This is a genomic window from Streptosporangium sp. NPDC002721, assembly GCF_042888905.1.
In the GTDB taxonomy this organism is placed as follows: Bacteria; Actinomycetota; Actinomycetes; order Streptosporangiales; family Streptosporangiaceae; genus Streptosporangium.
Genome location: NZ_JBIAQI010000002.1, coordinates 65,752 through 89,622, shown reverse-complemented (window position 1 = coordinate 89,622; position 23,871 = coordinate 65,752). Strand labels below are relative to the sequence as shown.

The 23,871-nt window shown below is 72.0% G+C and carries 22 protein-coding genes; 12 read left to right on the top strand and 10 right to left on the bottom strand.

Translation table 11 applies throughout. The annotated features are described in order from the left end of the window. Position 1: 1 nt before the first annotated feature. From ACFYWM_RS02630 to ACFYWM_RS02610, 5 genes are all read right to left on the bottom strand, one after another. Positions 2–1,537, bottom strand: coding sequence for a class I tRNA ligase family protein (locus tag ACFYWM_RS02630; RefSeq protein ID WP_389907674.1), 1,536 nt, complete (start codon positions 1,535–1,537; stop codon positions 2–4). Further along, positions 1,534–1,899 carry a cupin domain-containing protein gene (locus tag ACFYWM_RS02625; protein ID WP_389907672.1) on the bottom strand — a complete coding sequence of 122 codons (366 nt, stop codon included), beginning with the start codon at positions 1,897–1,899 and terminating at the stop codon, positions 1,534–1,536. The genes ACFYWM_RS02630 and ACFYWM_RS02625 overlap by 4 nt, the downstream gene beginning before the upstream one ends. 30 nt (positions 1,900–1,929) lie before the next feature. Then, positions 1,930–3,228: a SidA/IucD/PvdA family monooxygenase gene (locus ACFYWM_RS02620; protein WP_389907670.1), complete on the bottom strand. Its 1,299-nt coding sequence runs from the start codon at positions 3,226–3,228 to the stop codon at positions 1,930–1,932. 75 nt (positions 3,229–3,303) lie between these two features. Then, positions 3,304–3,450, bottom strand: a complete 147-nt coding sequence (locus ACFYWM_RS02615) for a hypothetical protein (RefSeq protein ID WP_389907668.1) — start codon at positions 3,448–3,450, stop codon at positions 3,304–3,306. Between the two features lie 150 nt (positions 3,451–3,600). After that, positions 3,601–3,969: a hypothetical protein gene (locus tag ACFYWM_RS02610; RefSeq protein WP_389907666.1), complete on the bottom strand. Its 369-nt coding sequence runs from the start codon at positions 3,967–3,969 to the stop codon at positions 3,601–3,603. A 494-nt stretch (positions 3,970–4,463) separates the two neighbouring features. Between ACFYWM_RS02610 and ACFYWM_RS02605 the strand changes: the two genes are divergently transcribed. Continuing rightward, positions 4,464–5,453, top strand: a complete 990-nt coding sequence (locus tag ACFYWM_RS02605; protein WP_389908256.1) for a LuxR C-terminal-related transcriptional regulator — start codon at positions 4,464–4,466, stop codon at positions 5,451–5,453. A 26-nt stretch (positions 5,454–5,479) separates the two neighbouring features. Here ACFYWM_RS02605 and ACFYWM_RS02600 read toward each other — a convergent pair whose 3' ends face one another. Continuing rightward, positions 5,480–6,001: a hypothetical protein gene (locus ACFYWM_RS02600; RefSeq protein ID WP_389907664.1), complete on the bottom strand. Its 522-nt coding sequence runs from the start codon at positions 5,999–6,001 to the stop codon at positions 5,480–5,482. A gap of 329 nt (positions 6,002–6,330) precedes the next feature. Between ACFYWM_RS02600 and ACFYWM_RS02595 the strand changes: the two genes are divergently transcribed. The 3 genes from ACFYWM_RS02595 (at position 6,331) to ACFYWM_RS02585 (ending at position 9,695) form a co-directional block, all read left to right on the top strand. Further along, entirely contained in the window at positions 6,331–8,004 is a 1,674-nt protein-coding gene (locus tag ACFYWM_RS02595) for a fibronectin type III domain-containing protein (RefSeq protein ID WP_389907662.1), read from the top strand. A 225-nt stretch (positions 8,005–8,229) separates the two neighbouring features. Beyond that, on the top strand, positions 8,230–8,886 hold the full coding sequence (locus ACFYWM_RS02590; RefSeq protein WP_389907660.1) for a hypothetical protein: 657 nt from the start codon (positions 8,230–8,232) through the stop codon (positions 8,884–8,886). After that, positions 8,883–9,695 carry a hypothetical protein gene (locus ACFYWM_RS02585; protein ID WP_389907658.1) on the top strand — a complete coding sequence of 271 codons (813 nt, stop codon included), beginning with the start codon at positions 8,883–8,885 and terminating at the stop codon, positions 9,693–9,695. The genes ACFYWM_RS02590 and ACFYWM_RS02585 overlap by 4 nt, the downstream gene beginning before the upstream one ends. A 140-nt stretch (positions 9,696–9,835) precedes the next feature. On the opposite strand, the gene ACFYWM_RS02580 is transcribed toward ACFYWM_RS02585, so the two are convergent. After that, on the bottom strand, positions 9,836–10,405 hold the full coding sequence (locus ACFYWM_RS02580; protein WP_389907656.1) for a methyltransferase family protein: 570 nt from the start codon (positions 10,403–10,405) through the stop codon (positions 9,836–9,838). Between the two features lie 271 nt (positions 10,406–10,676). Here ACFYWM_RS02580 and ACFYWM_RS02575 point away from each other — a divergent pair, with 271 nt between their 5' ends. The 7 genes from ACFYWM_RS02575 (at position 10,677) to ACFYWM_RS02545 (ending at position 20,219) form a co-directional block, all read left to right on the top strand. Next, positions 10,677–14,828, top strand: coding sequence for a Pls/PosA family non-ribosomal peptide synthetase (locus ACFYWM_RS02575; protein WP_389907654.1), 4,152 nt, complete (start codon positions 10,677–10,679; stop codon positions 14,826–14,828). A gap of 82 nt (positions 14,829–14,910) precedes the next feature. Next, complete coding sequence (locus ACFYWM_RS02570) at positions 14,911–16,203, top strand: M1 family metallopeptidase (RefSeq protein WP_389907652.1); 1,293 nt, start codon at positions 14,911–14,913, stop codon at positions 16,201–16,203. A gap of 30 nt (positions 16,204–16,233) precedes the next feature. After that, complete coding sequence (locus tag ACFYWM_RS02565; RefSeq protein ID WP_389907650.1) at positions 16,234–16,548, top strand: L-rhamnose mutarotase; 315 nt, start codon at positions 16,234–16,236, stop codon at positions 16,546–16,548. A 374-nt stretch (positions 16,549–16,922) separates the two neighbouring features. After that, positions 16,923–17,567 (top strand): SRPBCC family protein, encoded by a 645-nt coding sequence (locus ACFYWM_RS02560; protein WP_389907648.1) that lies wholly within the window; start codon positions 16,923–16,925, stop codon positions 17,565–17,567. Positions 17,568–17,591: 24 nt separating this feature from the next. Next, the gene (locus tag ACFYWM_RS02555; protein ID WP_389907646.1) at positions 17,592–18,761 is read left to right on the top strand and encodes a zinc-dependent alcohol dehydrogenase; all 1,170 of its coding nucleotides are present in this window, start codon (positions 17,592–17,594) and stop codon (positions 18,759–18,761) included. Between the two features lie 183 nt (positions 18,762–18,944). Next, positions 18,945–19,376 (top strand): DUF2809 domain-containing protein, encoded by a 432-nt coding sequence (locus ACFYWM_RS02550; RefSeq protein WP_389907644.1) that lies wholly within the window; start codon positions 18,945–18,947, stop codon positions 19,374–19,376. A 33-nt stretch (positions 19,377–19,409) separates the two neighbouring features. Continuing rightward, positions 19,410–20,219 (top strand): Fpg/Nei family DNA glycosylase, encoded by an 810-nt coding sequence (locus tag ACFYWM_RS02545; RefSeq protein ID WP_389907642.1) that lies wholly within the window; start codon positions 19,410–19,412, stop codon positions 20,217–20,219. A gap of 25 nt (positions 20,220–20,244) precedes the next feature. On the opposite strand, the gene ACFYWM_RS02540 is transcribed toward ACFYWM_RS02545, so the two are convergent. After that, on the bottom strand, positions 20,245–21,099 hold the full coding sequence (locus tag ACFYWM_RS02540; RefSeq protein WP_389907640.1) for a tryptophan 2,3-dioxygenase: 855 nt from the start codon (positions 21,097–21,099) through the stop codon (positions 20,245–20,247). A 149-nt stretch (positions 21,100–21,248) separates the two neighbouring features. Between ACFYWM_RS02540 and ACFYWM_RS02535 the strand changes: the two genes are divergently transcribed. Continuing rightward, complete coding sequence (locus tag ACFYWM_RS02535; RefSeq protein ID WP_389907638.1) at positions 21,249–21,674, top strand: Lrp/AsnC family transcriptional regulator; 426 nt, start codon at positions 21,249–21,251, stop codon at positions 21,672–21,674. A 152-nt stretch (positions 21,675–21,826) separates the two neighbouring features. Here the strand turns inward: ACFYWM_RS02535 and ACFYWM_RS02530 are convergent, their stop codons facing one another. Next, on the bottom strand, positions 21,827–23,038 hold the full coding sequence (locus tag ACFYWM_RS02530) for an alpha/beta hydrolase (protein WP_389907636.1): 1,212 nt from the start codon (positions 23,036–23,038) through the stop codon (positions 21,827–21,829). Positions 23,039–23,072: 34 nt separating this feature from the next. After that, positions 23,073–23,753, bottom strand: coding sequence for a GntR family transcriptional regulator (locus tag ACFYWM_RS02525; RefSeq protein WP_389907634.1), 681 nt, complete (start codon positions 23,751–23,753; stop codon positions 23,073–23,075). Positions 23,754–23,871: the final 118 nt, after the last annotated feature.

Below are 23,871 nucleotides of genomic sequence, written 5' to 3'. Positions count from 1 at the left end.
TTCATCGGGGGCTCCCGGGCAGTCGCGGTAGCAGGAAGGCGTCGATCGTCTCCGCGGAGGTGTCGAGGGTGAGCTCGACACCGGCCGCCTCGGCCTCGGCCGCGACGTCGATGAGGATGGGGGCGGCGCAGGCGAGGAAGGTGCGCACCTCCAGCAGGAGGTCGCCGGGCTCGTCGCGCTCGGCGGTGAGCAGCCTGGCGAGCTGGGTGACGATGCCGTCGGCCGCCCTGGTCAGGCTGAAGGAGGCGAGGTCGTAGCAGAGGCGGAACCTCTCGACGACCACCGTGGCCCGGCGGCGCCCGGCGTCGGTGACCTTGAGCTCCTCCCCCGGGTCGGTGACCAGGGCGTCGAGGCGGTCGGCGAGCGCGTCCCACGGCTCGCGCAGCCTGCGGGCGGTGACCTTGTCCAGGCCCTCCCTGGTGAAGTTGGCCCGCTGGTCCTCCGGGCAGGTCAGCGCGAGGTAGAACCGGACCAGGTCGCGCGGCACCTCGGCGACCAGGTCGGCGCCGCGGATGAGGTGGCCCCGGCTGGTGGAGAACTTCTCGTTCTCCAGCTCGTAGAACTCGTTGCAGACGTTGGTGTCGGGGGTGATGTAGCGGTCGCCGTGGGCGAGCAGCATGACCAGGTCGACCATGCCCCAGAAGTAGACGTTGTCGAAGCCGTGGAAGTAGACGAGGCTGTTGCCGCTCTCCACGAGCCAGGCCCGGTCGACGGGGCCCTCGGGCTCGCCGGCCGCCTTCCAGGTGCTGTAGATCGAGGCGGGCATCGCCTCGACCCACGGGTAGAGGATCTGGCCGGGCGTCTCGGCGAACGGGGCGTCGATCCCCCAGCCCGGCGACGGCACCGTGATCGGGATCTCGGGCAGCGGCCGGGCCAGGATCTCGCGGATGAGCTGCCTGCTGTGTCCCCTCCAGGTGTGCTCGCGGGCGGCGTAGTAGGCGGTGAGCTCCTCCCGGTAGTTCTCGATGGGCAGGACCAGGACGGTGACCTCGCGCGAGACCACCGGGTCGGCGGGGTCGAGGACCGAGCGCGGGTCGCCCAGGTCGTCGAAGTGGTTGGGGTGGCCGCAGCCCTCGCACGACCCGCCGCAGCTCTCGGTCAGGCAGGCCGGGCACTCGCCCTTGACCAGCCCGTCGAACAGGTAGGTCCCGGCGTTCCGCGCGTACGGCATCCGCACGGTCCGCAGTTCGAACCGGCCCTGCTCGTGGAGGGCGGTGACGAAGTCGAGCACGGTCCTGCGGTAGGTGTCGTCGATGGGCGGCATCGGGGCCAGGGAGATGCCCATCGCCTCGACCGACCGCTGGATGGCGGCGGTGGACTTCGCGCACAGCTCGGCGGGCGTGGTGCCGTGCTTGCGGGCGGTCGAGATCATGTACGACTGGCTGTCGTCGGTGCAGGTGTTGTAGTTGACGGGCCGGCCCTCGGCCCGCAGGTAGCGGGCGTAGACGTCGCCGGCGATGTAGGGACCCGCCATGTGGCCGACGTGCAGGTCTCCGTTGGGCGTCGGCGTCGCGGCGATGACGATGGTCTCCGTCATCTCTCCTCCTGGTGGCGGGTCTCGAACGTGCGGGTCATGTCGTGGTCCCACCAGATGCCGTACATCTGGAAGGCGGCGGTGCCGTCGTTGACGACGCGGTGGTCGGTGCCGGGCGGGAAGTAGACGACGTCTCCGGCGGAGAAGGCGGAGCTCTCGCCCTCGCTCTCCAGGACGGCCTCGCCGGAGACGGCGATGAAGATCTCGTACTCGTGGTGGGCGTGCCTGGTCGAGGCGGTGCCGGGCTCGATGACGCACCAGGCCCCCTCGAACGGGGCGTTCAGCGTCTCCCAGGGCAGCAGCCGCTTGGCGAGCAGGCCGTTGTCCTGGCGCAGGTGGGCAGGGTCATAGGAACGGAGGTCCACGGGGGTTCTCCTCGAAGGGTTCGGAGGTGATCAGGAGGCGACCGGGAGGGCGAACGGCGTCAGCAGCTCGGCGGCGGCGTTGCTGCCCTGGATGTCGTAGACGATCTCCTCGGCCCGGTTGGCCAGCGTGCTGAGCAGGGAGTCGGCGATGCCGTGCGTGTCCTCGTTGACGCCCTGCAGGTAGCAGGAGGCGTCCGAGCCGACGGGCAGGGAGAGCTTGTAGAAGCGGTCGACGCCGATCTCGCCGAGGCCGGCCCTGGCGGCGAGGTCGCGGATCAGCGTGGGCATCCGGCGGTCGAAGCCGGTGCCGAGCAGCAGGACGTCGCAGGGCAGCTCGTCGTAGCCGCCGCTCTTCCTGTCCTGGAGGGTGAGGACGATCTCGTCGTTCTCGACCCTGGCCGCGGCGATCTCGGCCATCGTGATGATCCGGATCCGCTCCTGCCCGACGAGACGCTCCAGGTAGATCTGCCGGTAGAGGTTCTCCAGCAGGCCCGGCGACAGGCCCGCGTAGTTGGTGCGGTGCATCTCCCCGAGGAGCTGGCGCCGCGCCTCGGGGCGCGACCGGTTGAACTCGTCGACGAAGGAGGGGTAGAAGAGCTCGTTGGTGAACTTGCTGCTCTCGTAGCCGTTGAGGCCGATGGAGCGCATCACCATCGTGCACTGGGCGTTGGGCATGTTCTGGTGGGTGGCCCACAGCATCTCGGCCGCGCTCTGCGCGCCGCCGATGACCGCGACCCGGTGCGGGGCCTCGTGGTCGAGCCCGGCGATCCCCTTGCTGTACTCGGTGCTGTGGATGATCCGCTCGCGGGGGAGCGTGCCGAACACCTCGGGGATGTGGGCGTCGCGGCCCGCGCCGACCACCAGGGTGCGGGAGCCGATGGTCGAGCCGTCGGCGAGCCGGACGATCCAGCTCTCGACGCCGCCGTCCGCGGACAGGACCGGCTCGACCCCCACGCAGCGCCGGTTGTACTCGATGCGCACCTGGGTGAGCGACTCGGCCACCCAGAGCAGGTAGTTCGAGATCTCCATCCTGTACGGGGTGAAACTGCCCAGGTTGACGAATTCACCGAGCCTTCCCACGGAATGCAGGTGATTCACGAAGGAGAATTTGCTCTGCGGGTTCCTCAACGTGACGAGGTCCTTGAGAAAGGACACCTGGCTCTGGGTCCAGGGCAGCAGCATTCCCCGTTGCCAGACCACGTTCTCGTGCTGTTCTATGATCAGCGTTCTGGTGGCCAGCTCCGGAGCGAGCTCTTCGAGGGCCACGGCGAGGGCGAGGTTGGACGGCCCTGCGCCGAGGGCGAGTAACTCGACTTCCTGATGCTTCACGGTGGTCGCCTCCCGGACGACTTCTCGGGCGCTGTGCCCGTGACGAATGGTTTTCTTGGGTTTCTCCTGGTCTGCTCACTGCCAGCCGGCTCCGCCGGACGGGGTGAGGGCCGCGGTGACCGCGAGGCCGGCCCTGGCTCCGGTCACGGCGGCGGCGACGGGAACGGCGGTGAGCGAGGGGGCGCCGAGGACGGGGGCGGTTGAACGGAGCGTGGTACCCATTGTTCTTCTTTCCTTTCGGCCGGCGATTCTCGGCGCCCTTTTCCTATTTCACGGGTGCTGTCCCGGCTAGCTTTCCCGGACATTTCCCGTTTCGTTCTGACACTTCGATTCTTGGTCGATCGAGGTGGATTCCGGAAGGCCTGGAGGCTGTCAGCGCGCTGCAATGGCAGGACGCTGACAGGCCTCCTCGTCGAACGCCGCGAGGCGCTCGAGCGCGAGGTCGAGGTCGGTGCCGCAGGCCACCAGCGACCAGCCCGCGAGCTCGGGCACGGTGCCGAGGGCGCGCAGGCACAACCGCGCCGCCGCGCTCTCGGCCTCGTCGAGGGTGCGCCTGCGGATGAAGAGTCCGAGCTGGATCCCGGCGGGATGGTCCTCGCCGTAGATGTGCTCTATCCCCTCGGCGGGCTCCGCCAGCACCAGGAGCAGCCGCCGGAGCTCACGCGCGGGTATCCGTCCGGCGGGCGGGGCCGGACGGCCTTCGATCTCTGGGGCGCGCAGGCGCGCGTTGATGAGATACATGAATCGACCGTGGTTCGCGCGCGGCGATTCCACCAGGTGTTTCCCCTGGCAGGTCCATGGCGTGGCAGGATCATGCCACCGCGCCGGCACTCCCGGGACGGCGCCTCGCGGCCCCCGGGAGATCCTCGAAGGGACGCCCTCCGGAAATCCCAAGGGAACGCCCGCCGAATGGCGCCCCGCGGACCTCCGGGAGACCTCCGGATGAACGCCGCCCGAACGACGCCCCGCCATTTCTCGAAGGTCCCGACTTCTCGAAGATCCCGAAAGGACGCCTCCGGACGGCGCCTCCCGAATTTCCGGAGGATCCGCGAATGGCTGGAACACCTCAGGAGAAATCAGCGCGTCCACAAAAGGTCAGAACACCTCAGGAGAAAACGGGGCGATTGCATAACCCCGTCATCACTGCGCCCGGCTACTTTCAGACTGCGATCGTCGTGGGTTTCGCCCGTCGGATCGCGTCTCGGTCAAGCTCGAACCGTGGAGGGGTCGTGCTCATGCTGCTTGGCATCGGGTCCGCCGAGGAAACCGTCTACCGCACCATCCTGGAGAACCCCTCCTACGGGGTGACCGAGCTGAGCCTGGAGCTGGGATGGCCGGTCCACCGGATCCGCGCCACCCTGGACGAGCTGGCCAAGCTCTCGCTCCTGCGCCCCTCGTGGGAGGAGCCGGACGTGCTGCGCCTGGTCCGCCCCGAGGTGGGGCTGGCCGCGCTGCTGGCCCGGGAGGAGGCCGCGCTGCTGGCCAAGCAGCAGGAGATCGAGCGGAGCCGGACGGCCGTCGCCCAGATGATCGCGGCCTACGGCGACCAGCACCCGGTGCGCTCGGGCGACGACTCCGAGACGCTCGTCGGCATCGACGCGATCCGCGGCAAGATCGAGGAGCTGGTCGCCGGGTGCCGGCAGGAGCTGCTCGGATTCGAGCCCAAGAGCGCCCAGACCTCGGACAACCTCGCGGCGAGCCGCCCGCTGGACGAGGCCCTGACCGAGCGCGGCGTGGCGATCCGCGTCATCTACCCCGACAGCGTCCGCAACGACCAGGCGACCAGCGGGTACGCCACCTGGCTCACCGGGAACGGCGGCCAGGTCCGCACCACCCCCGGCCTCCCGCTCCGCATGCTCATCTTCGACCGCCGGGTGGCCCTGCTCCCGACGGACCCCGCGGACAGCGGCGCCGGAGCGGTCCTGCTGCGCGGGGCGGGCGTCGTCGCCGCCCTCATCGCCCTGTTCGAGCAGACCTGGGGGGCCGCCGTCCCCTTCGGCGAGGAGCGCAGGCGCGACGAGAAGGGCCTCAGCTCCCAGGAGCGCGAGGTGCTCCGCCTGCTCTCGACGGGGCTGACCGACGAGGCGGTGGCCCGCAGGCTCGACGTCTCGGTGCGCACCCTGCGCCGCGTCACCGCCGAGCTGATGGAGCGTCTCGAGGCCCGCAGCCGGTTCCAGGCCGGATACCTCGCGGCCGCCAGGGGATGGCTGCCCTCCGCCCTCTGACCCGCGTCACGACCCCCGATGTGAGTTCATCTCGCCACGGGGAGCGCGGACCCGTCCATCGGGCCGTCGGGACTGTAGACCGCGCACATGACGTCGCGGTCGCCGCCGGCCCAGGTCTCCCGGGTCGGCAGGATCGGATAGAACCGCAGCCCCGAGGCCGCCTCGCCGCTCCAGTGGCTGTCGAACCCCCGACCGCAGCTCCGCCACGCGAACGCGCTCAGCGCCGCCCGGTCCCACTCGCCCTCGGGGGCGTGCACGAAGCCGTACGCCTGGTTGGCCGCCCGCTCGTGGCAGGGCGTGTAGAGCACGACGACCTCGGCGGCCTCCTCGGAGTAGGCCGGATCGGTGAAGCACTCCCCCGCCTCGATGTGCAGGATCCCGCTCGTCCGCGCGGTGACGAAGGTTTCGTCCTTGATCCTCGGCCCGGTCGTCCCCGCCGCCCCCGTCGTGGTCGGCGGCGGGAGCAGCGTCCCGAGCGCCACGAGACCGAGGATCAGGGCCCAGCGACGGGCGGGCCGCCGCGTGCCGGCCTGGCGGGTGAGGGTCAACGGGACGTCCTGTTCCTCGGGAAGCGGCTCTTCACCCGGGGAGCGATTCCGCTGTTCGACGGCTGGTCGGCCACACCATAGGCGCGCTCCGCGGAACGTACGGGCAACGGGGGGTGGCGGGCGCGCGGACTTCCGGCGACATCGGTGGTACGGCCGGGTTCCCAGGTTCCCGAATCGGTGGTAGGGCCGGGCTCCCAGGTTCCCGAGAGGACATGTTCATCCGGACGCCACGCTCAATACAGGCATTTGATGATCCCTTCTGGATCAATACGGACGTCCACCGCACTCCCTCGGTGGACGGTGACTCCTCCCCCGGAAAAGAGCTCATGATGGGCGAAGTCAATATGCCCCGGCCCACCGGATCGCGGCGAACGAAGCTGACGGCGGCGGGCGCGGGCGTGCTGCTCCTCGGCGGCCTGGCGTTCGGCCCGGTGGCGTTCGGCGCGGCAGCGCCGCCGAAGTACCCCGCCGCCGACATCCACAAGCCCTCCCCCATGCCCGACCGCGTCATCCTGACCCCGACCACCACCCCGTCGACCAGCCAGAAGGTCACCTGGCGGGCCGTGGCGGACGCCGAGTCGGCGCAGGCGGAGATCCTCGAGGCCCCGCGCGCCCTCGGCGCGGTCGCGCCGGCCGCGGGCGCGGTCGTCAACGTCAAGGCCTCCACCACCACCCCGGTCAACACCACCCTGGGGTACGCCTCCATCTACCACACGGTGGAGTTCACCGGCCTGAAGCCGAACACCCGGTACACCTACCGGGTCGGCGACGGCACCAACTGGGCCGAGTGGAGCGACTTCACCACCGCGGCGGCCGGCCTGCAGCCGTTCTCCTTCATCTACTACGGTGACGCCCAGAACTACATCGACTCGGCGGTGCCGCGCGTCTTCCGCCAGGCGTTCGCCGACCGCCCCCAGGCGAAGATGATCGTCAACGCCGGTGACCTCATCGACTCCGCGAACAGCGAGGAGCAGTGGGGCCAGTGGTACAAGGCCGGCGGCTTCATCGACAGCCAGGTCAACAACATCTCGATCCCCGGCAACCACGAGTACAGCGGCGGGCTGTCCACCTTCTGGCGGCCGCAGTTCCCCTATCCCGACAACGGGCCGGGCAACCCCGAGCTGAAGCAGACCGCCTACACCGTCGACTACCAGGGCGTGCGCTTCATCGGCCTGGACTCCAACGTGCAGGGCGTCCCGGCCCTGATGGCCGCGCAGGCCACCTGGCTGGAGGGCCTGCTCAAGGACAACCCGAACAGGTGGACGGTGGTGACCTTCCACCACCCCGTCTACTCCACCACCGGCACCCGCAACAACCCCGCCGTACGTGACCAGTGGGGCCCGCTGTTCGAGAAGTACGGCGTGGACCTGGTCCTGCAGGGCCACGACCACTCCTACGGCCGGGGCAACGTCGCGACCGCCCGCAAGTCGGTCACCGTCAACAACGGCGTCGCCTACGTCGTGTCGGTCTCCGGCGGCAAGATGTACGCCCTCAACAACGGCGAGAACTGGACCGGCAACGGCGCCGAGGTCGTCAGCAAGAGCGAGAACACCCAGCTCTACCAGCTGATCGACGTCGAGTCCGACCGCATCACGTTCGAGGCCCGCTACGCCAACGGCGAGCACCACGACGGCTTCGTCATCCGCAAGAACAAGGCGGGCGAGCGCACGGTCAACGAGGTCCGCACCCCGGAGAACACCGTCGGCGAGCAGGTCACCGTCGACAGGACCACCGTCGGGACGCGCGGCGAGCTCAAGATCTCCGCGTACGGCTACGACCCGGGCGAGCGCGTGTCCGTCTACCTGCGGAAGGCGAGCGACCGCGACAGGGGGCACGGGCACGACAGGGACGACGCGATCGGCGTCCGGACCGCCGACGAGCTGGGCCGCCTGACCTACACCTTCAGGCTGCCGGGCAAGGCGAAGAAGGGCGACACCTACGTGGTGTACCTGGACAGCGCCAACCAGAAGATCACCAGCCCGGTCATCACGGTCACCAGGTAGTGACCCCCCGGGGCGCGGGGCGGCCGTGACGGCGGCCCCGCGCCCCGGGGGTACCGGCGCCCGGGGTACCGGCGCGCCACGCCCGGGCCGTACCGGCGTGGCGCGCCGGAGCCATGAGCGTCATACCGGCGCCGTACCGGAGTCATGAGCATCACAACCGACGCCGCACCGGCGTCATGAGCGTCATCCCGGCGCCGTGCCGGAATCATGCGAACAGGAGATCCGTTGAGAATCCGCACCCGCGTGCTGGCGGGCGTGCTGCTCGTCTGCGCCCTGGGCGGCTGGGCCGCGCCGGCCGCCGCCGCCCACCCCTTCGGGCCGCCGTCCACCGCGCGGATCGGGGCCGACGGCTCGCGCGTGACCATCTCGTGGTTCGCGGCGGAGGACGACTGGGTCGCCCTCGGCCAGTCGCTCGGGGCGTTCGAGGACCCGGCCACCGGCACCGTGTCGACGGAGCTGACCGGCGAGCAGAAACTGGAGCGGTCACCGGCCCTGCGCGCCTACCTGCTGGACCGGGTCGCGGTGGCTCAGGGCGGCCGGCGCTGTGAGAGCCGGTTGGAGGAGCTCCGGGCGCTGGTCAGCGACGGCGCCCGGTTCGTCTTCGACTGCCGGAGCCCGGTCACGCAGGTGGACGTCACCGTCGCCACCCTGACCGACCTCAACGAGGCGTACCGGACGATGCTCGTCGCCGACACCCCCGCGAACCCCGGGCAGACGCTTCTCACCGGGGCCGAGAGCACCCGGCGCCTGACCTTCTCCGGTACGGGCGGGGGCGGCATGCCCCCGGGGACGGCCGTCGTCGTCTGGACCGCCGTACTGCTGGCCGGGGCGGGGGTGTTCGCCGTGGTGTGGAGGCGGCGCGGGACGGGCGGGCGGTCGTGACGGAGTTCGGCGGCTTCGAGAGCCGGTTCGTCTCGCTCTTCGACGACAGGGGCGTCTTCTGGGCGATCCTCGCCGTCGCGCTCGTCGCCGGAGCCCTGCACGCGGTCGCCCCCGGCCACGGCAAGAGCGTCACGGCGGCCTACCTGGTCGGCACCCGGGGCGGCTACCGCGACGCGCTGCGCCTGGGGGTCATCGTGGCGCTGATGCACACCTTCTCGGTGCTGGTGCTGGCGTTCGCCTGGGTGGGGCTGAGCGGCGCCGCGAGTTTCGGCACGAAGAACGTCACCGCCTGGATGCAGGTCGCGGCCGGACTGGTCACGATCGGCGTCGGGGCCCACCTCACCTACCGCCACCTGCGGGAACGCGACCGAAACCGGCTGCCGACCCCCCACGGACATGGTCACGGGCATGGGCATGGTCACGGGCACGGCCACGGGCACGGCCACGGGCACGGCCACGAGGTCGAGCCCGGAACCGATCCCTGGTCGCGCCGGGGTCTCCTCGCGCTCGCCCTCTCCGGCGGGCTGCTGCCCTCCCCGTCGGCCTTCGTCGTCCTGATGAGCGGGCTGCTCACCGGCCGGGCCTTCGACGCCGTCGTGGTCGTCGCCGCCTTCGGTGTGGGGATGGCCCTCACCCTGACCGGCGTGGGAGTGGTGACGATCCGGGGGTACGCGCTGCTGACCCGGCGAGCCCGCGGCTGGTCCCGGGCCTCCACGGCACTGGCCTGGGTCCCCGCCGCCGCCGGGGTCGTGGTCTCCTTCGCCGGCGGCCTCTATCTCGTCGCGGCGCTCAGCGCCGTGACCGGCTGAGTCCCCGGGTCGAAGATCTGCCCGATGTCCGGAGGAGGGCTTACTCACATCCCGATCCCGCGTTTTTCCCACCGGCCGGCTTCGGGTCCCCTGCCGGGCCCCGCCCCCGAGCGGGCCGACCGGCCGGCACCGCGTCCCGCCTACGGGCCCTCCGGGGCCTCGCCGCCTTGCGGCCGGTGGCACGGACCCGAGGACGGGGCCTCGTAGGCGCGCGAGCGGGGCCACCAGCCGGGCACCGCCGCGCGGTATCCCTCGTACTCGGCGCCGAACGCGCGGCGCAGGGCCGGCTCCTCGTACCGGCGGACGAACGCGACGATCGGCACGGCCGTGACGGCCGCGTACAGTAGCAGGACGGGGCAGCCCAGGAGCAGCGCCTGCCCGACGATGATCGCGAAGACCGCCACGTACATCGGGTTGCGGACGTGGCCGTACAGCCCGCCGACGACCAGGTGCTCGGTGGGCGCGATCGGGGCGGGAGTGCCGAGGCCCTCCACGACGAACCGGGCGAACGCCCTCACCAGCACGACGGTCCCGGCGAGGACGAGCGCCGCGCCGGCGAGGCGCGACGGCACCGTTACCCACGACGGCGCCGAGGCCAGGAGGCCGCCCACCTCCCAACGGGTGATCCACCAGGGCAGGAGTCCCGCGACGGTGCCGGGGGCCAGCGCGAAGAAGATCGTGGTTCCGACGGCGGCGGGGGTCCTGCGCATCACGTCACGCTCCGTGTCGTGGTCCCGGGGAGGCGACGGCGCCCACGGCGATTAATTCATTGCATGTTGACTTTAAGTTCGAGCGGGACGGGCGTCAACGACCAGGAGAGCACGTGGCCATCTGAGGGAAAGATGCCTGAAAGGGAAGATTCATACGGGGTACGGCCGCACGCACGAAAGGTGTTAACCCCGTGCACGTAGGCTGTCCCGGGCCCACGGGGCGTCGTACACATGGGGGAACACAGTGATTCCGTTACCAGCAGGCACTGGCATGCCGTCGCGAGCACTCCTGCCCGGAGGGACCGCGCCGCAGGCCAGGACGTTGCTGGACATCCTCGACCAGACCACGCGACGTCACCCTCACGCCCTCGCCCTGGACGACGGGCGGACCCGTCTCGACTACACCGGGCTGCGCGCCGAGGCGGGCCGGATGGCCCTGGAGCTGCGGGCGGCCGGGGTCGGACGCGGCGACCGGGTCGGGGTGCGGATCCCCTCCGGAACCGTCGGCCTGTACGTCGCGATCGTCGCCGTGCTCACCGCCGGGGCCGCCTACGTCCCGGTGGACGCCGACGACCCCGACGAGCGGGCTGACCTGGTCTTCGGCGAGGCCCAGGTCCGCGTCGTGATCGGGGACGGCGGGAAGATCACCCCCTACGGCGACCCGTACGAGCACCTGGGCGCCCCCTCTCCCGGCGACGGCGCGGCGCGCGGAACCGGCCACGGCGAGCACGCCGGTGAGATCGCCGGCGAGCACGGCGCCGAATGTGATATTCACCACTCCGACGACCGCCCCGGCGCCGAGCCCCTCCCCTCGGAGTCCCGCCCCGGCACCGGGCCTCTCCTTCCGGAATCTCGGCACGACACCGGGCCCCTCCCTCCGGAGTCCCGGCACGCAGGCGGGTCGGAACTCGACTACGCGGCGGAGCTGCACGGCATCGGCCCGTACATCGGGCGGTACGCCACCGCCCTCCCGGCACCCCGTGACAGGGACCCGGCACCCGCCGAGGACCGGGGCCGGGGCAGCGGCCGGCCGGGGCCCGAGGACGACGCGTGGATCATCTTCACCTCCGGCTCCACCGGCAGGCCCAAGGGCGTGGCGGTCACTCACCGCAACGCGGCGGCGTTCGTGGACGCCGAGGCGCGGCTCTTCCTCACCGGGGAGCCCATCGGGCCCGGCGACCGGGTGCTGGCGGGGCTGTCGGTGGCCTTCGACGCCTCCTGCGAGGAGATGTGGCTGGCCTGGCGGCACGGCGGCTGCCTGGTGGCGGCGCCGCGCGCGCTGGTGCGCACCGGCATGGACCTGGGGCCGTGGCTGCTGGACATGGGCATCACGGTCGTGTCGACCGTGCCGACCCTGGCGGCGCTCTGGCCGGTCGAGACGCTCGACGACGTACGGCTGCTGATCTTCGGCGGCGAGGCGTGCCCCCCTGAGCTGGCCGAGCGGCTCGCCGTGCCGGGGCGCGAGGTGTGGAACACCTACGGTCCGACCGAGGCGACGGTGGTGGCGTGCGCGGCGCCGCTGACCGGGGAGGGCCCGGTGCGGATCGGGCTGCCGCTGGCGGGCTGGGACCTCGCCGTCGTCGGCAAGGACGGCGAGCCGGTGGCGATGGGCGAGACCGGCGAGCTGGTCATCGGCGGGGTCGGGCTCGCCAGGTACCTCGACCCGGCCAAGGACGCCGAGAAGTACGCGCCGCTCGAACCGCTCGGCTGGGAGCGCGCCTACCGCAGCGGCGACCTGGTACGGGCGGAACCCGAGGGGTTGATCTTCATCGGCCGGGCCGACGAGCAGATCAAGCTCGGCGGGCGCAGGATCGAGCTGGGCGAGGTGGACGCGGCGCTGCAGGCGCTGCCCGGGGTCGCCGGGGCGGCCTCGGCGGTCCGCACGACCGGCGGCGGGCACCAGCTGCTCGTCGGCTACGTCGTGCCCGCCGAGGGGTTCGACCAGGAGGACGCCAGGGACCGCCTGCGCCACTCCCTGCCCGCCGCGCTGATCCCCAGGATCGCCCTGGTGGACGAGCTCCCCACGCGTACCTCCGGGAAGATCGACAGGGACGCCCTGCCCTGGCCGCTGCCCAAGCGACCCGGGAGCACCGGGGTGCCGGAGGGGGTGCCGGACGTCGACCCGTGGGTGGCCGAGTGCTGGCTGGACATCCTGGGCGGCGTCGACGGCGACTTCTTCGCCGAGGGCGGCACCAGCCTCGCGGCGGCCCGGCTGGTCTCGACGCTGCGGACCCGCTACCCGGCGGTCACCGTCGGCGACGTCTACGACAATCCGACGCTGCCGCAGCTCGGCAGGCACCTGTCGGCGCTCGACGCGCCGGAGATCGTGACCACCGACCGGGTCGTCACGCCGATGCCGCGCCTCGCCGCGGTCGCGCAGGCGGCGCTCACCGTGCCGCTGCTCGGCGTCGGCGCGCTGCGCTGGGTGGTGGCGCTGGCCGCGCTGAACAACCTGGTGGGCCTGCCCTGGGCCCCGGTCGTCTCGTGGTGGTGGGTGCTCGCGGGCGCGCTGCTGTTCGTCAGCCCCGCGGGGCGGATCGCGCTGGCCGCGGGCGGCGCCCGGCTGCTGCTGCGCGACCTCAAGCCCGGCACCTACCCCAGGGGCGGCGGCACGCACCTGCGGCTGTGGTTCGCCGAGCAGCTCTCCGAGCGGCTCGGGGTGGGCGAGGTGTCCACCGCCCCCTGGCTCACCCACTACGCGCGGGCGCTCGGCGCCCAGGTCGGCGACGACGCGGACCTGCACTCGATGCCGCCGATCACCGGGATGCTCAAACTGGGCAGGTACGCCGCCGTCGAGCCCGAGGTCGACCTGAACGGCTACTGGATCGACGGCGACCAGCTGCACGTCGGCGAGATCAAGATCGGCGCCTCCGCCACGGTCGGCGCCCGCACCACCCTCTTCCCCGGCACGAAGATCGGCAAGAACGCCCAGGTCGCGCCCGGTTCGGCGGTGGCGGGCTCGGTGCCGTCCGGGGAGCGCTGGGCGGGCGTGCCCGCGAGCCGGATGGGCAAGGCCCGGCCCCCGGCCGCCGCCCGCCCGCCGCGCTCGTGGCACTGGGCGACGGCCTACGGGCTGTCCGCACTGGTCCTGAGCGCCCTCCCGGTGATCGCCGCGCTGCCCGGCGTCGCGATCCTGCTGCGCGACGGCGCCCCCTCCCTGACCTCCGTCCTGTACGGGGTGCCCCTGGCCACCGTCGTCTCGATGGCCACCCTGGCCCTGCTCACCGTGGCCTCGGTGCGGCTGCTCTCGGTCGGCCTGCACGCCGGGCAGCACCCGGTGCACAGCCGCCAGGCCTGGCAGGCGTGGGCGACGGGCCTGCTGATGTCGATGGCGCGGGTCTGGCTGTTCCCGCTGTACGCGAGCATGGTCACCCCCGCCTGGCTGCGTGCCCTGGGCATGAAGGTCGGCCGGGACGTGGAGCTGTCGACGGTGCTGGCGCTGCCGTCGATGACCTCGGTCGGCGACGGCGCCTTCCTCGCCGACGACACGATGGTCGCGCCGTACGAGCTGGAGGGCGGGCGCCTGCGGGTCGACCACGTCCGGATCGGCAAGCGGGCCTTCCTCGGCAACTCGGGAATGACCGCGCCGGGGCGCAAGGTGCCCAAGGACGGGCTGGTCGCGGTGCTGTCGGCGGCGCCGAAGAAGGCCAAGGCGGGCTCGTCGTACCTGGGGATGCCCCCGGTGGAGCTGCGCAGGGCCGCCGAGGAGGGCGACCGCAGCCGCACCTACGACCCGCCGCCGAGGCTGAGGTTCGCCCGCGCCGCGGTGGAGGTGTGCCGCGTGGTGCCGGTGATGTGCACGGTCGCCCTGGCCGTGCTCGTCGCGGCGGCCCTGGAGTGGCTGGCCGGGGCGTACGGCTTCGCGGCGGCGGCGGCCCTGTCGGGCGTGGCGGTGCTGGGCGCCGGGGTGGTCGCCGCGGCGACGGCGACCGTGGCCAAGTGGGTCCTGGTGGGCCGGATCGCGGTGGGCGACCGGCCGCTGTGGAGCTCGTTCGTGTGGCGCAACGAGCTGGCCGACACCTTCGTGGAGGTGCTGGCCGCGCCCTGGTTCGCCCAGCGCTGGCTGGGGACGGCCCCGCTGAACCTGTGGCTGCGCTCCCTGGGGGCCCGGGTGGGCCGGGGGGTGTGGTGCGAGACCTACTGGCTGCCGGAGGTCGACCTGGTCAGCCTGGGCGACGGGGTGACGGTGAACCGGGGATGTGTGTTGCAGACCCACCTGTTCCACGACCGCGTGATGAGCATCGATACTGTCGTCATGCGGGAGGGCTCCACCCTCGGCCCCCACGGGGTGGTCCTGCCCGCGGCGACGATCGGGGAGAACACCACGGTCGGGCCTGCCTCCCTGGTGATGCGCGGCGAGTCCGTGCCCGCCGGGACCCGCTGGTTCGGCAACCCGATCGCGGCGTGGGCCCGGCGGAGATAGCGAACGAGGAACACTCGATCGCGACGCGGGCCCGGCGGAGACGGCGCACGAAGAACGGCACGAAGAACAGAGGAAGACCGGTGTGACCCTGAGCACGACCTCCATCCCTCAGCTGTACTTCCCCATGCACGGCGACGACGGCTACCGGGTGGAGCACTACGACCTGACCCTCGACTACCGGGTGGCCCCCAACCGCCTGGGCGGGGTGGCCCGGATCTCCGCGGTGGCGCTGCGGCCCCTCACCCGGGTCGCCTTCGACCTCGGCGCCCTCCGGGTGACCGGGGTGCTGGTCGACGGCGCGCCGGTGCGCTTCACCCATCGCGGGGGCAAGCTCCACCTGTCGCCGCCCGGCCTGCGGCCCGGCCCGTTCGTCGTCGAGATCCGCTACTCGGGCAACCCCCAGCCGGTGACCAGCCACTGGGGCGGGCTCGGCTGGGAGCAGCTCACCGACGGCGTGATCGTGGCCAGCCAGCCGATCGGGGCGCCCTCGTGGTTCCCGTGCAACGACCGGCCCGACGACAAGGCCACCTACCGGATCTCGGTCACCACCGCCTCCGCGTACCAGGTGGTCGCCAACGGGGACCTGACCTCCAAACGACGGGCGGCCTCGACGACCACGTGGGTGTACGAGCAGGCCGAGCCGATGGCCTCCTACCTGGCGAGCGTGCAGATCGGCCGCTACCAGCAGGCCGAGCCGACCCCGGGGACGCGGCTGGTCTTCCCCGCCAGGCTCGCCACCCGGGTGCGGCACGACTTCGAGCGCCAGGGCCGGATGATGGAGGTCTTCCGCGAGCGGTTCGGCCCCTACCCGTTCGGCTCCTACACGGCGGTGGTCGTGGACGACGAGCTGGAGATCCCGGTCGAGGCGCAGGGCATGTCGATCTTCGGGGCGAACCACGTGGACGGCAGGCGGGGCGAGGAGCGGCTGGTCGCCCACGAGCTGGCCCACCAGTGGTTCGGCAACAGCCTGACGGTGGCCGACTGGAGCGACATCTGGCTGCACGAGGGGTTCGCCTCGTACGCGGAGTGGATCTGGTCGGAGAGTTCCGGCGGCCCGTCGTCCGACGAGCACGCGCAGCGCTGGCACCGCCGCCTGTCCGCGCTCCCCCAGGACTTCGTGCTGGCCGACCCCGGCCCGCGGCGGCTGTTCGACGACCGGGTCTACCGGCGCGGCGCGCTCGCCCTGCACTCGCTGCGCCGCACCGTCGGCGACGAGCCCTTCTTCGCGCTGCTCAGGGAGTGGACGGCCGGGCACCGCCACGGGACCGTCACCACCGGCGCCTTCACCGCGCTGGCCGCGCGCCGCACCACGCGGCCGCTGGACAGGCTGTTCGCCGCCTGGCTGCACGACCGCCGCCTGCCCGCCCTTCCCTAGCCCCTTACCCAGTTCCTTGGAGGTACGGAGATGCGCGTCGCGTTGCACACCCGGGTCAGGCCGGGCATGGAGGCCGAGTACGACCAGGCGCACCGGGAGGTGCCCGCCGAGCTGACCGAGGCCATCAGGCGGGGCGGCGCGCGCGAGTGGACGATCTGGCGCAGCGGCCAGGACCTGTTCCACGTGATCGACTGTGACGACTACGAGGCGCTGCTGGCCTCCCTGGCGGACCTGCCGGTGAACATCGCCTGGCAGGCCCGGATGGCCGAGCTGCTGGAGGTCGTGCACGACTACTCCGCCGACGGCGCGGGCAAGGGCCTCCCGGCGGTGTGGCGGCTGCCCTGAGATTCCCGCCGGGGGTCCCTTGCCCGCGGCCAATGTTTCGGGAGATCTCCCGGCTCCCCGCCGGACGGTGACCCGGCACCTTCCCACTTTTCTGCGGAAAGACCCCAAAATCATGCTTTGGCGGCGATGACCGGACGGTTAACCCCGACGCGCGGGCGGCACGGAACTTGAACAGACATTTCCCCCCGCCTCCTCTTCGTGCCCGGCATTGGATGACAGCCTGAGGTGCTAGGGCGGAGGGCGCCGGAGTGGTCACCGGCGTCCGACGGCCCGGCAAGCGTGACCGGCGGCCGGACGAAGGCCGTTCCGCACCCCCGGCGGAGAGCACCGACCCCCGAGACGGGATCGAGAGGCGCCAACCGTACGGAGGCAACATGATCCGAAAGCACGATCGCACGACGGACAGGCTCGTCCGCGCGCTGGGCTGGACCGGCCTGGGGCTGGGCGTGGCGTACACCGCGATGCGGATGAACCGGCGCCGCTCGGGGCGAGGGCACGGGGGTCCGCTGAGCCTGCACGCGGCCGTCACGATCAACCTTCCCCGCCAGCAGGTGTACCGCTACTGGCACGACTTCGAGAACCTTCCCCGCTTCATGACGCACCTGGAGTCGGTGGAGACGACCGGCGACGGGCGCTCCCACTGGAAGGCGAGGGGCCCGCTGAAGCCCGTCGAGTGGGACGCCGAGATCGCCGAGGACAGGCCCGGCGAGCTGATCGCCTGGCGTTCCCTGCCCGGCGCCCTGGTCGGCAACAGCGGTTCCGTGCGCTTCCGCGACGCCCCCGGCGGGCGCGGCACGGAGGTGCGGGTGAACCTGGCGTACGACCCGCCCGGCGGCAAGGCCGGCATGGCCTTCGCCAGGCTGCTGGGCGAGCATCCCGAGCAGCAGGTACGCGACGACCTGCGCCGGTTCAAGCAGGTCCTGGAGACCGGTGAGGTGGTCCGCTCCGAAGGCAGCCCGGAGGGCACCCGCGCGCTGCGGCAGGCCATGCAGCGTCCCGCCCAGCCCGTGCCGCTGTAGAAGCCGTGACGTGAGGAGGATTCCATGAAGGCCAACTGCTGGATGGGCCGCAACACCGTCCAGGTCCGGGAGGTCCCCGACCCCGCGATCCTGAACTCCCGCGACGCCATAGTCCGCGTCACCTCGACCGCGATCTGCGGCTCCGACCTGCACCTCTACGGCGGCCACGTACCGACCATGAAGAAGGGCGACATCCTCGGCCACGAGTTCATGGGCGAGGTGGTGGAGGTGGGCCCGAAGGTGTCGACCCTGAAGATCGGCGACCGGGTGGTCGTACCCTTCCCGATCGCCTGCGGCAACTGTTTCGCCTGCGAGCACGGCCTGTACTCGGTGTGCGAGAACTCCAACCCCAACGCGGGCCTGGCCGAGAAGCTCATGGGGCACACACCCTCGGGCATCTTCGGCTACTCCCACATGCTCGGCGGCTACCCGGGGGGCCAGGCCGAGTACGCGCGCGTGCCCTTCGCCGACGTCGGACCGATCAAGATCGAGGACGACCTGCCGGACGAGAAGGTGCTGTTCCTGTCCGACATCCTGCCCACCGGCTGGATGGGCGCGGAGATGTGCGACATCAAGCCCGGCGACATCATCGCCGTGTGGGGGGCCGGGCCGGTCGGCCAGTTCGCGGTCGCCAGCGCCTACCTGATGGGCGCCGAACGGGTCATCTGCATCGACCGCTTCCCCTCCCGGCTGCGGATCGCCGAGCGCGCGGGCGCGGAGCCGCTCAACTACGAGGAGGCCGACGTCCTCGACGCGCTGCTGGACATGACCGCCGGTCGCGGCCCGGACGCGTGCATCGACGCGGTGGGGATGGAGGCCCATCACCCCACCACCGCCATGTACGCCTACGACCGGGTCAAGCAGGCGACCCGGCTGGAGACCGAACGGCCGCACGCCCTGCGCGAGGCGATCATGGCCTGCCGCAACGGCGGGATCGTGTCCGTGATCGGCGCCTACGGCGGCCTCGTCGACAAGTTCCCGATGGGCTCCCTGATGAACCGGTCACTGACCCTCAGGGGCGGCCAGTGCCACGTCCAGCGGTACCTCAAGCCCCTGCTGGGAAAGATCCGCGACGGCGACATCGACCCCAGCTTCGTCATCACCCACCGCATGCGGCTCCAGGACGCCCCGCGCGGCTACGAGATGTTCAAGAACAAGCAGGACGACTGCAACAAGGTCGTCCTGACCCCCTGATCTTCACCGCGCCCCGAGGGGCGGGCGGCCACGGGGCTCACGGATCGACGTGATCGGCGTGACCGGCACGACGGCGTGATCGGCACGACGGCACGACGGCCTGATCGGTGTGATCGGCGTGACCGGCGTGACCGGCGTGACCGGCGTGACCGGCGTGACCGGCGTGATCGCTATCGTGGGCGGGTGCCTCCCGCCCCCCGCCCGCCCCTTTCCCCCCGCACCCGCCTGCTCGCCCTGCTCGCCGCGCTCGCGACCGTCGCCGCCGGGCTCACCGTCCGCGCGGTCACCGGCGGCTGGTTCGGCAAGTACGCGGGCGACGCCCTCTACACCGTGCTCGTGTACGCGCTGGTGGTGCTGGTGTGGCCCCGGGTCACCCCGGTGCGGGCCGCGCTCTGCGCGCTGGCGTTCAGCTGGGCGGTCGAGCTGGCCCAGCTGACGCCCGTTCCCGCCGCGCTCTCCGAGGCGAGCGTCGTGGCCAGGCTGGTGCTCGGCAGCACGTTCGGGGCGGCCGACCTCGTGGCGTACGCGGCCGGGGCCCTCCTCGCCGCGTCGGCCCACACCCTGCTCGGACGCCGGTCCCGGCACCGGCGGCAAGGGGCGGCCTCGGCGCCCTGAGCACCGCCGGGCGGATCGTATGATGCTCAGATCATGCCAGAAGGACACACCATCCACCGCCTGGCCGGAGAGCACCGGCGGGCGTTCGGCGGGCTGGCCGTGCACGCGGAGAGCCCGCAGGGGCGGTTCGCCGCCGGGGCCCTGCGGATCGACGGCCGGGTGCTCACCGAGGCCGACGCCCACGGCAAGCACCTGCTGCTGGGCTTCGACGACGAGCGCTGGCTCCACGTCCACCTCGGCATCTACGGCAGGTACGCCTTCGGCCAGGCCCCCGTGCCCGCGCCGACGGGGATGGTGCGCCTGCGCCTGAGTACCGAGGGCCGGTACGCCGACCTGCGCGGCCCCAACACCTGCGAACTGCTCGACCCGGCGGGGAAGGCGGCCCTGCACGCCAGGCTCGGGCCCGACCCGCTGCGGGCGGACGCCGACCCCGAGGCCGCCTGGCGGCGGATCAGCCGCAGCCGCGTCTCGATCGGGGTCCTGCTGATGGACCAGTCGGTCGTCGCGGGCGTGGGCAACATCTACCGGGCCGAGGCGCTGTTCCGCGAGGGCGTCGCTCCCTCGCGGCCGGGCCGCGACCTCACCCGCGGCCAGTGGGAGGCGATCTGGGCCGACCTGGTGCTCCTGATGGCCGAGGGCGTCCGGGTGGGCCACATCGACACGGTCAGGCCCGAGCACACGCCGGAGGCGATGGGCCGCCCGCCCCGCGTCGACGGCCACGGCGGTGAGGTCTACGTCTACCGGCGCTCCGGCATGCCCTGCTTCCTGTGCGGCACCGAGGTCCGCACGGAGGTGCTCGCCGGGCGCAACCTCTTCTGGTGCCCGGTCTGCCAGGTCGGCTGATCTCCCCACCGGACCGGGGAGCGCCTCACATCAGCGTGCGGGCCGTCCACAGTTCGGGGAAGATCTCCCGGCGCATGCTCCGCTCCAGCCAGGTCAGGCCGCTCGACCCGCCGGAGCCGGGCTTGGCGCCCATCGAGCGCCGTACCGCCATCAGGTGCCGGTAGCGCCAGTCGGAGAACTGCTCGGCCAGGTCGGTCAGCGCCTCGGCCAGCGGCGCGAGCGGGCCGCCGTAGACCTCGACCCAGACCGCCTCGACCTCGGGGTCGGGCCCGTACTCCCCGGCCGGGTCGCGGTCGAGCACCGAGCGGGGCACCGCGTGGCCCGCGCGGGCGAGGAAGGCGAGGACCGAGTCGTACAGGCTCGGCCGGTGCAGCGCCTCCACGAGTTCCTCGTACGCCTCGGGGTTGCGGCGGTGCGGCCGGATGAGGCTCTCGGACTTGTTGCCGAGCAGGAACTCCACGTGGCGGTAGAGGGCCGACTGGAAGCCCGACCCCTCGCCGAGGGCGTCGCGGAAGGCGTTGAACTGCGCGGGGGTGAGCCAGCTCAGCGCGGCCCAGGCGGCGTTGAGCGCCTCGAAGTGCCGCACGGTGCGCTTGATCGTCAGGATCGCGGCGGTGGCGTCGTCCGCGTCCAGCTGCCGCTGGGCGAGGCGCCACTCGGTGCGGAGCAGCCCGAAGTACAGCTCCATCACCTGGGTGGTGACCAGGAAGGGCAGTTCCTCGGGGACGTCGGTGACGGTTCGCTGGAGGCCGTGCAGGGTGGCGGTGCCCACGTAGTCGTCGTAGGGCGTACCGGTCTCGAAGCCCAGCGTCGGCAGCCCCTCGTTGGCCTCGGCGCGCGCCTTGCGGTCCTGCTCCGTGAGCTGCTTGATGCCGGTCATCACTCCTCCTTCGTCGGTACACCTCCATGGTGGTCTGTATCGGTCTGTACGGAAATAATAGAAGAAAGGCGATTATCGGGTTGGGCCTTCGGAACGGAAGGCATCGAGCGGATCAAGTTACAACGTGACGGAGCGTGACCGTGGACGCGATGGATTGGGCCTTGCTGGCCGAATTGCAGGGCGACGCGCGGCTGTCGTACAGCGAGCTCTCGCGCCGGGTGCACCTGTCGGCCCCCGCGGTGGCGGAGCGGGTGCGGCGGCTGGAGGAGACCGGGGTGATCACCGGTTACCACGCACGGGTCGACGCGGCGCTCGCCGGGCGCGGGGTGGCCGCGCTGATCAGGATGTCGTGCTACGGGCCCCGCTGCGTGCTCCGCGACGAGCAGGCGCTGGCCTGGCCGGAGATCCTGGAGGTGCACCGGGTGACCGGCGACGCGTGCTGCCTGCTGCGGGTGGCCGCCTCCTCGATGACGGCCTTCGAGGAGATGATCGACCGGCTCGCCCCGTACGGTCACCCGTCGAGCATGATGGTGCTGTCCAGCCCGGTCCCATGGCGCCCGCTGTCCTCCACCTGAGAGGCGGCGTCCCGGGGAGCCTTCCGGAGGCCTTCCGAGACACCTTCGCCGGGCCCGAGCCCGCCACCACCGCAGAGGGCGGTCCCCCGGAGAGCCGTCCCCGGATGGCCTTCAAGCGGAGGGCCTCCAGCGGAGGCGGGCCGGAAGGCGGTTCAGGAGGGCCGGTGGTGCTCGGCGACGGCCCCGGCGGTGGAGCGCCAGATCGGTGACGCGGGATCGATGACGTCGAAATGATCGCCCGACATTTCCAGATATGTCACCTGATCGCCTGACTCCTGGGCGGCTCGCGCGTAGCGGCGGCCGAAGTCGACCAGGTCCAGGTCGTCCCCGCCGCCCTGCACGATGAGCTGGGGCACCCCGAGGGGAAGCCGTTCCAGCGGCCCCGAACGCCGGTAGCTCTCGGGCACCTCGGAGACGGACCCGCCGAGCGCGGCGGCGACCGCGCCGGAGCTCATGTGCCTGCGGTCCCCCTCGGCCAGGTCGAGCACCCCGGCCAGGGAGACGGCCAGGGTGACCCGGCGGTCGTCGGCGGCGACCCGGAGGGCGAGCTGCCCGCCCGCCGAGTGGCCGATCACCACGAGCGGCCCCCGGGCGCTCTCCGCCGCGAGGGCGACCCCCCGGGCGACGTCCTCGGTGGTCGCGTCCCAGCCGTGCAGGTCGGGGCGGCGGTATTCGAGGTTCCAGGCGGTGAAGCCGCGCTCGGCGAGGTCGACGGCGAGCGCGTCCATCAGGTCCGCCCCCCAGACGGACCGCCAGAACCCCCCGTGCAACAACACCACGGTGGTCGCCCGCCCCTCGGCCTCACGCGCTTCCGCGGCCACTTGCCCCTCGGCCTCACGCGTCTCCGCGGCCACTTGCCCCTCGGCCTCACGCGTCTCCGCGGTCGCCTGGTCGGCGGCCCCGTACGGGCGGCGCACCTCCACCCACTGGTCGGGATGGTCACCGTAGGCGACCCGGTGCGCGGGCCGGCGCAGGCTGTGGACGGCGTGTCTGATCGCCCAGGTCAGCCCCCAGACGCCGCGCCCGTGGAGGTGGGTCCCCGCCGCGCCCTTCGTGTCACCCGGGGCCCTCTCCCCGCCGGCCACGGCGGGAAGCGGGGCGTCGGCCCTCGTCAGGTCGAGCCAGACCGCGTCGGGACGCTCGGCGAACAGGCGCCGGGCCTCCGGGTCCGGGCCGGGCAGGACGACCAGGACGTCCGGTGACTCCAGCGCCGTACGGAAGCCGGGCAGGTCCGAGGTCGCCGACACCGTACCGCCGACGCCGAGAGCCGCGAACTCGCGGTCGGCCACCTCGGTGAGCAGGCGAAGGTCCGCGACCAGACCGGGACCGGTGAGCACCCGCACGTGCGGATTCGGAGGAAACATCCGTTTATTCTGCCCGATTACTTCGTGTTTACGGCTAGGGGATATATGCCTGCATCAGTAGTTTCTCGGCGTCGTCCATGTAGCTCTCCAGGGCCCGCTCCGCCTCGGCCGCCCGCCCGGCCTCCATGAGCTCGACCAGCTCCAGGTTGCGGGCCACGAACGGCTCGTGGAAGGCGCGGGGGTTCTCCATGACGTGGAAGACCAGGCGGAGCTCGGCCAGCAGCTGGCGCATCGCCTCGTCCAGGCGGGGGCTGCCGTTCAGGGCGGAGAGGCTCTGGTGGAACCGGATGTTGGCCGTGCCGACGTCCTGCCAGCGGCCCTCGCCGGCGGCGCGGGACGCCTCGGCGACGGCCTCCCTCACGGCGGCCAGGGCGTCGCGGGGAGCGTGCGCGCCGTTCCGCACCGCGGCTCCCTCGATCACCCTGCGCACCCGGTAGAGGTCGGCCACGTCCTCGGCCGACAGCACGCGCACGAACACCCCCCGGTTGAGCCGGTGCTCCAGCAGGCGCTCGTGACCGAGCAGCCGGAACGCCTCGCGCAGGGTGTTGCGCGAGACCTCCAGCGCCGCGCCGATGCTCTCCTCCGACAGGCGCTGACCAGGGACGAAGAGCCCCTCGGCGATCCGGTCCCTGAGGATGTCGGCGACCACCTCGGCCGCGCTGCTGCGCCCGAGGCGGTCGCGGTCGCGCTGCAGCGCCGCGGTGACGTTCTCCACGGTCACAAGAAATCATCAAACAAATCTCTTGTCGAATTGTTGAACGATTCTTATGTTGATAGGTACCACCGCACCATCCCCCACGAGTAGCTCGAGCGGCTCACGAAGCTAAGGAGCG

What these genes read in the sequence shown, in the direction of transcription:
- ACFYWM_RS02630 (WP_389907674.1), bottom strand. Translation starts at nt 1,537, where the DNA reads ATGACGGAGACCATCGTCATCGCCGCGACGCCGACGCCCAACGGAGAC.
- ACFYWM_RS02615 (WP_389907668.1), bottom strand. Translation starts at nt 3,450, where the DNA reads ATGGGTACCACGCTCCGTTCAACCGCCCCCGTCCTCGGCGCCCCCTCG.
- ACFYWM_RS02610 (WP_389907666.1), bottom strand. Translation starts at nt 3,969, where the DNA reads ATGTATCTCATCAACGCGCGCCTGCGCGCCCCAGAGATCGAAGGCCGT.
- ACFYWM_RS02605 (WP_389908256.1), top strand. Translation starts at nt 4,464, where the DNA reads ATGCTGCTTGGCATCGGGTCCGCCGAGGAAACCGTCTACCGCACCATC.
- ACFYWM_RS02595 (WP_389907662.1), top strand. Translation starts at nt 6,331, where the DNA reads ATGGGCGAAGTCAATATGCCCCGGCCCACCGGATCGCGGCGAACGAAG.
- ACFYWM_RS02580 (WP_389907656.1), bottom strand. Translation starts at nt 10,405, where the DNA reads ATGCGCAGGACCCCCGCCGCCGTCGGAACCACGATCTTCTTCGCGCTG.
- ACFYWM_RS02575 (WP_389907654.1), top strand. Translation starts at nt 10,677, where the DNA reads ATGCCGTCGCGAGCACTCCTGCCCGGAGGGACCGCGCCGCAGGCCAGG.
- ACFYWM_RS02565 (WP_389907650.1), top strand. Translation starts at nt 16,234, where the DNA reads ATGCGCGTCGCGTTGCACACCCGGGTCAGGCCGGGCATGGAGGCCGAG.
- ACFYWM_RS02560 (WP_389907648.1), top strand. Translation starts at nt 16,923, where the DNA reads ATGATCCGAAAGCACGATCGCACGACGGACAGGCTCGTCCGCGCGCTG.
- ACFYWM_RS02555 (WP_389907646.1), top strand. Translation starts at nt 17,592, where the DNA reads ATGAAGGCCAACTGCTGGATGGGCCGCAACACCGTCCAGGTCCGGGAG.
- ACFYWM_RS02545 (WP_389907642.1), top strand. Translation starts at nt 19,410, where the DNA reads ATGCCAGAAGGACACACCATCCACCGCCTGGCCGGAGAGCACCGGCGG.
- ACFYWM_RS02540 (WP_389907640.1), bottom strand. Translation starts at nt 21,099, where the DNA reads ATGACCGGCATCAAGCAGCTCACGGAGCAGGACCGCAAGGCGCGCGCC.
- ACFYWM_RS02535 (WP_389907638.1), top strand. Translation starts at nt 21,249, where the DNA reads ATGGATTGGGCCTTGCTGGCCGAATTGCAGGGCGACGCGCGGCTGTCG.
- ACFYWM_RS02530 (WP_389907636.1), bottom strand. Translation starts at nt 23,038, where the DNA reads ATGTTTCCTCCGAATCCGCACGTGCGGGTGCTCACCGGTCCCGGTCTG.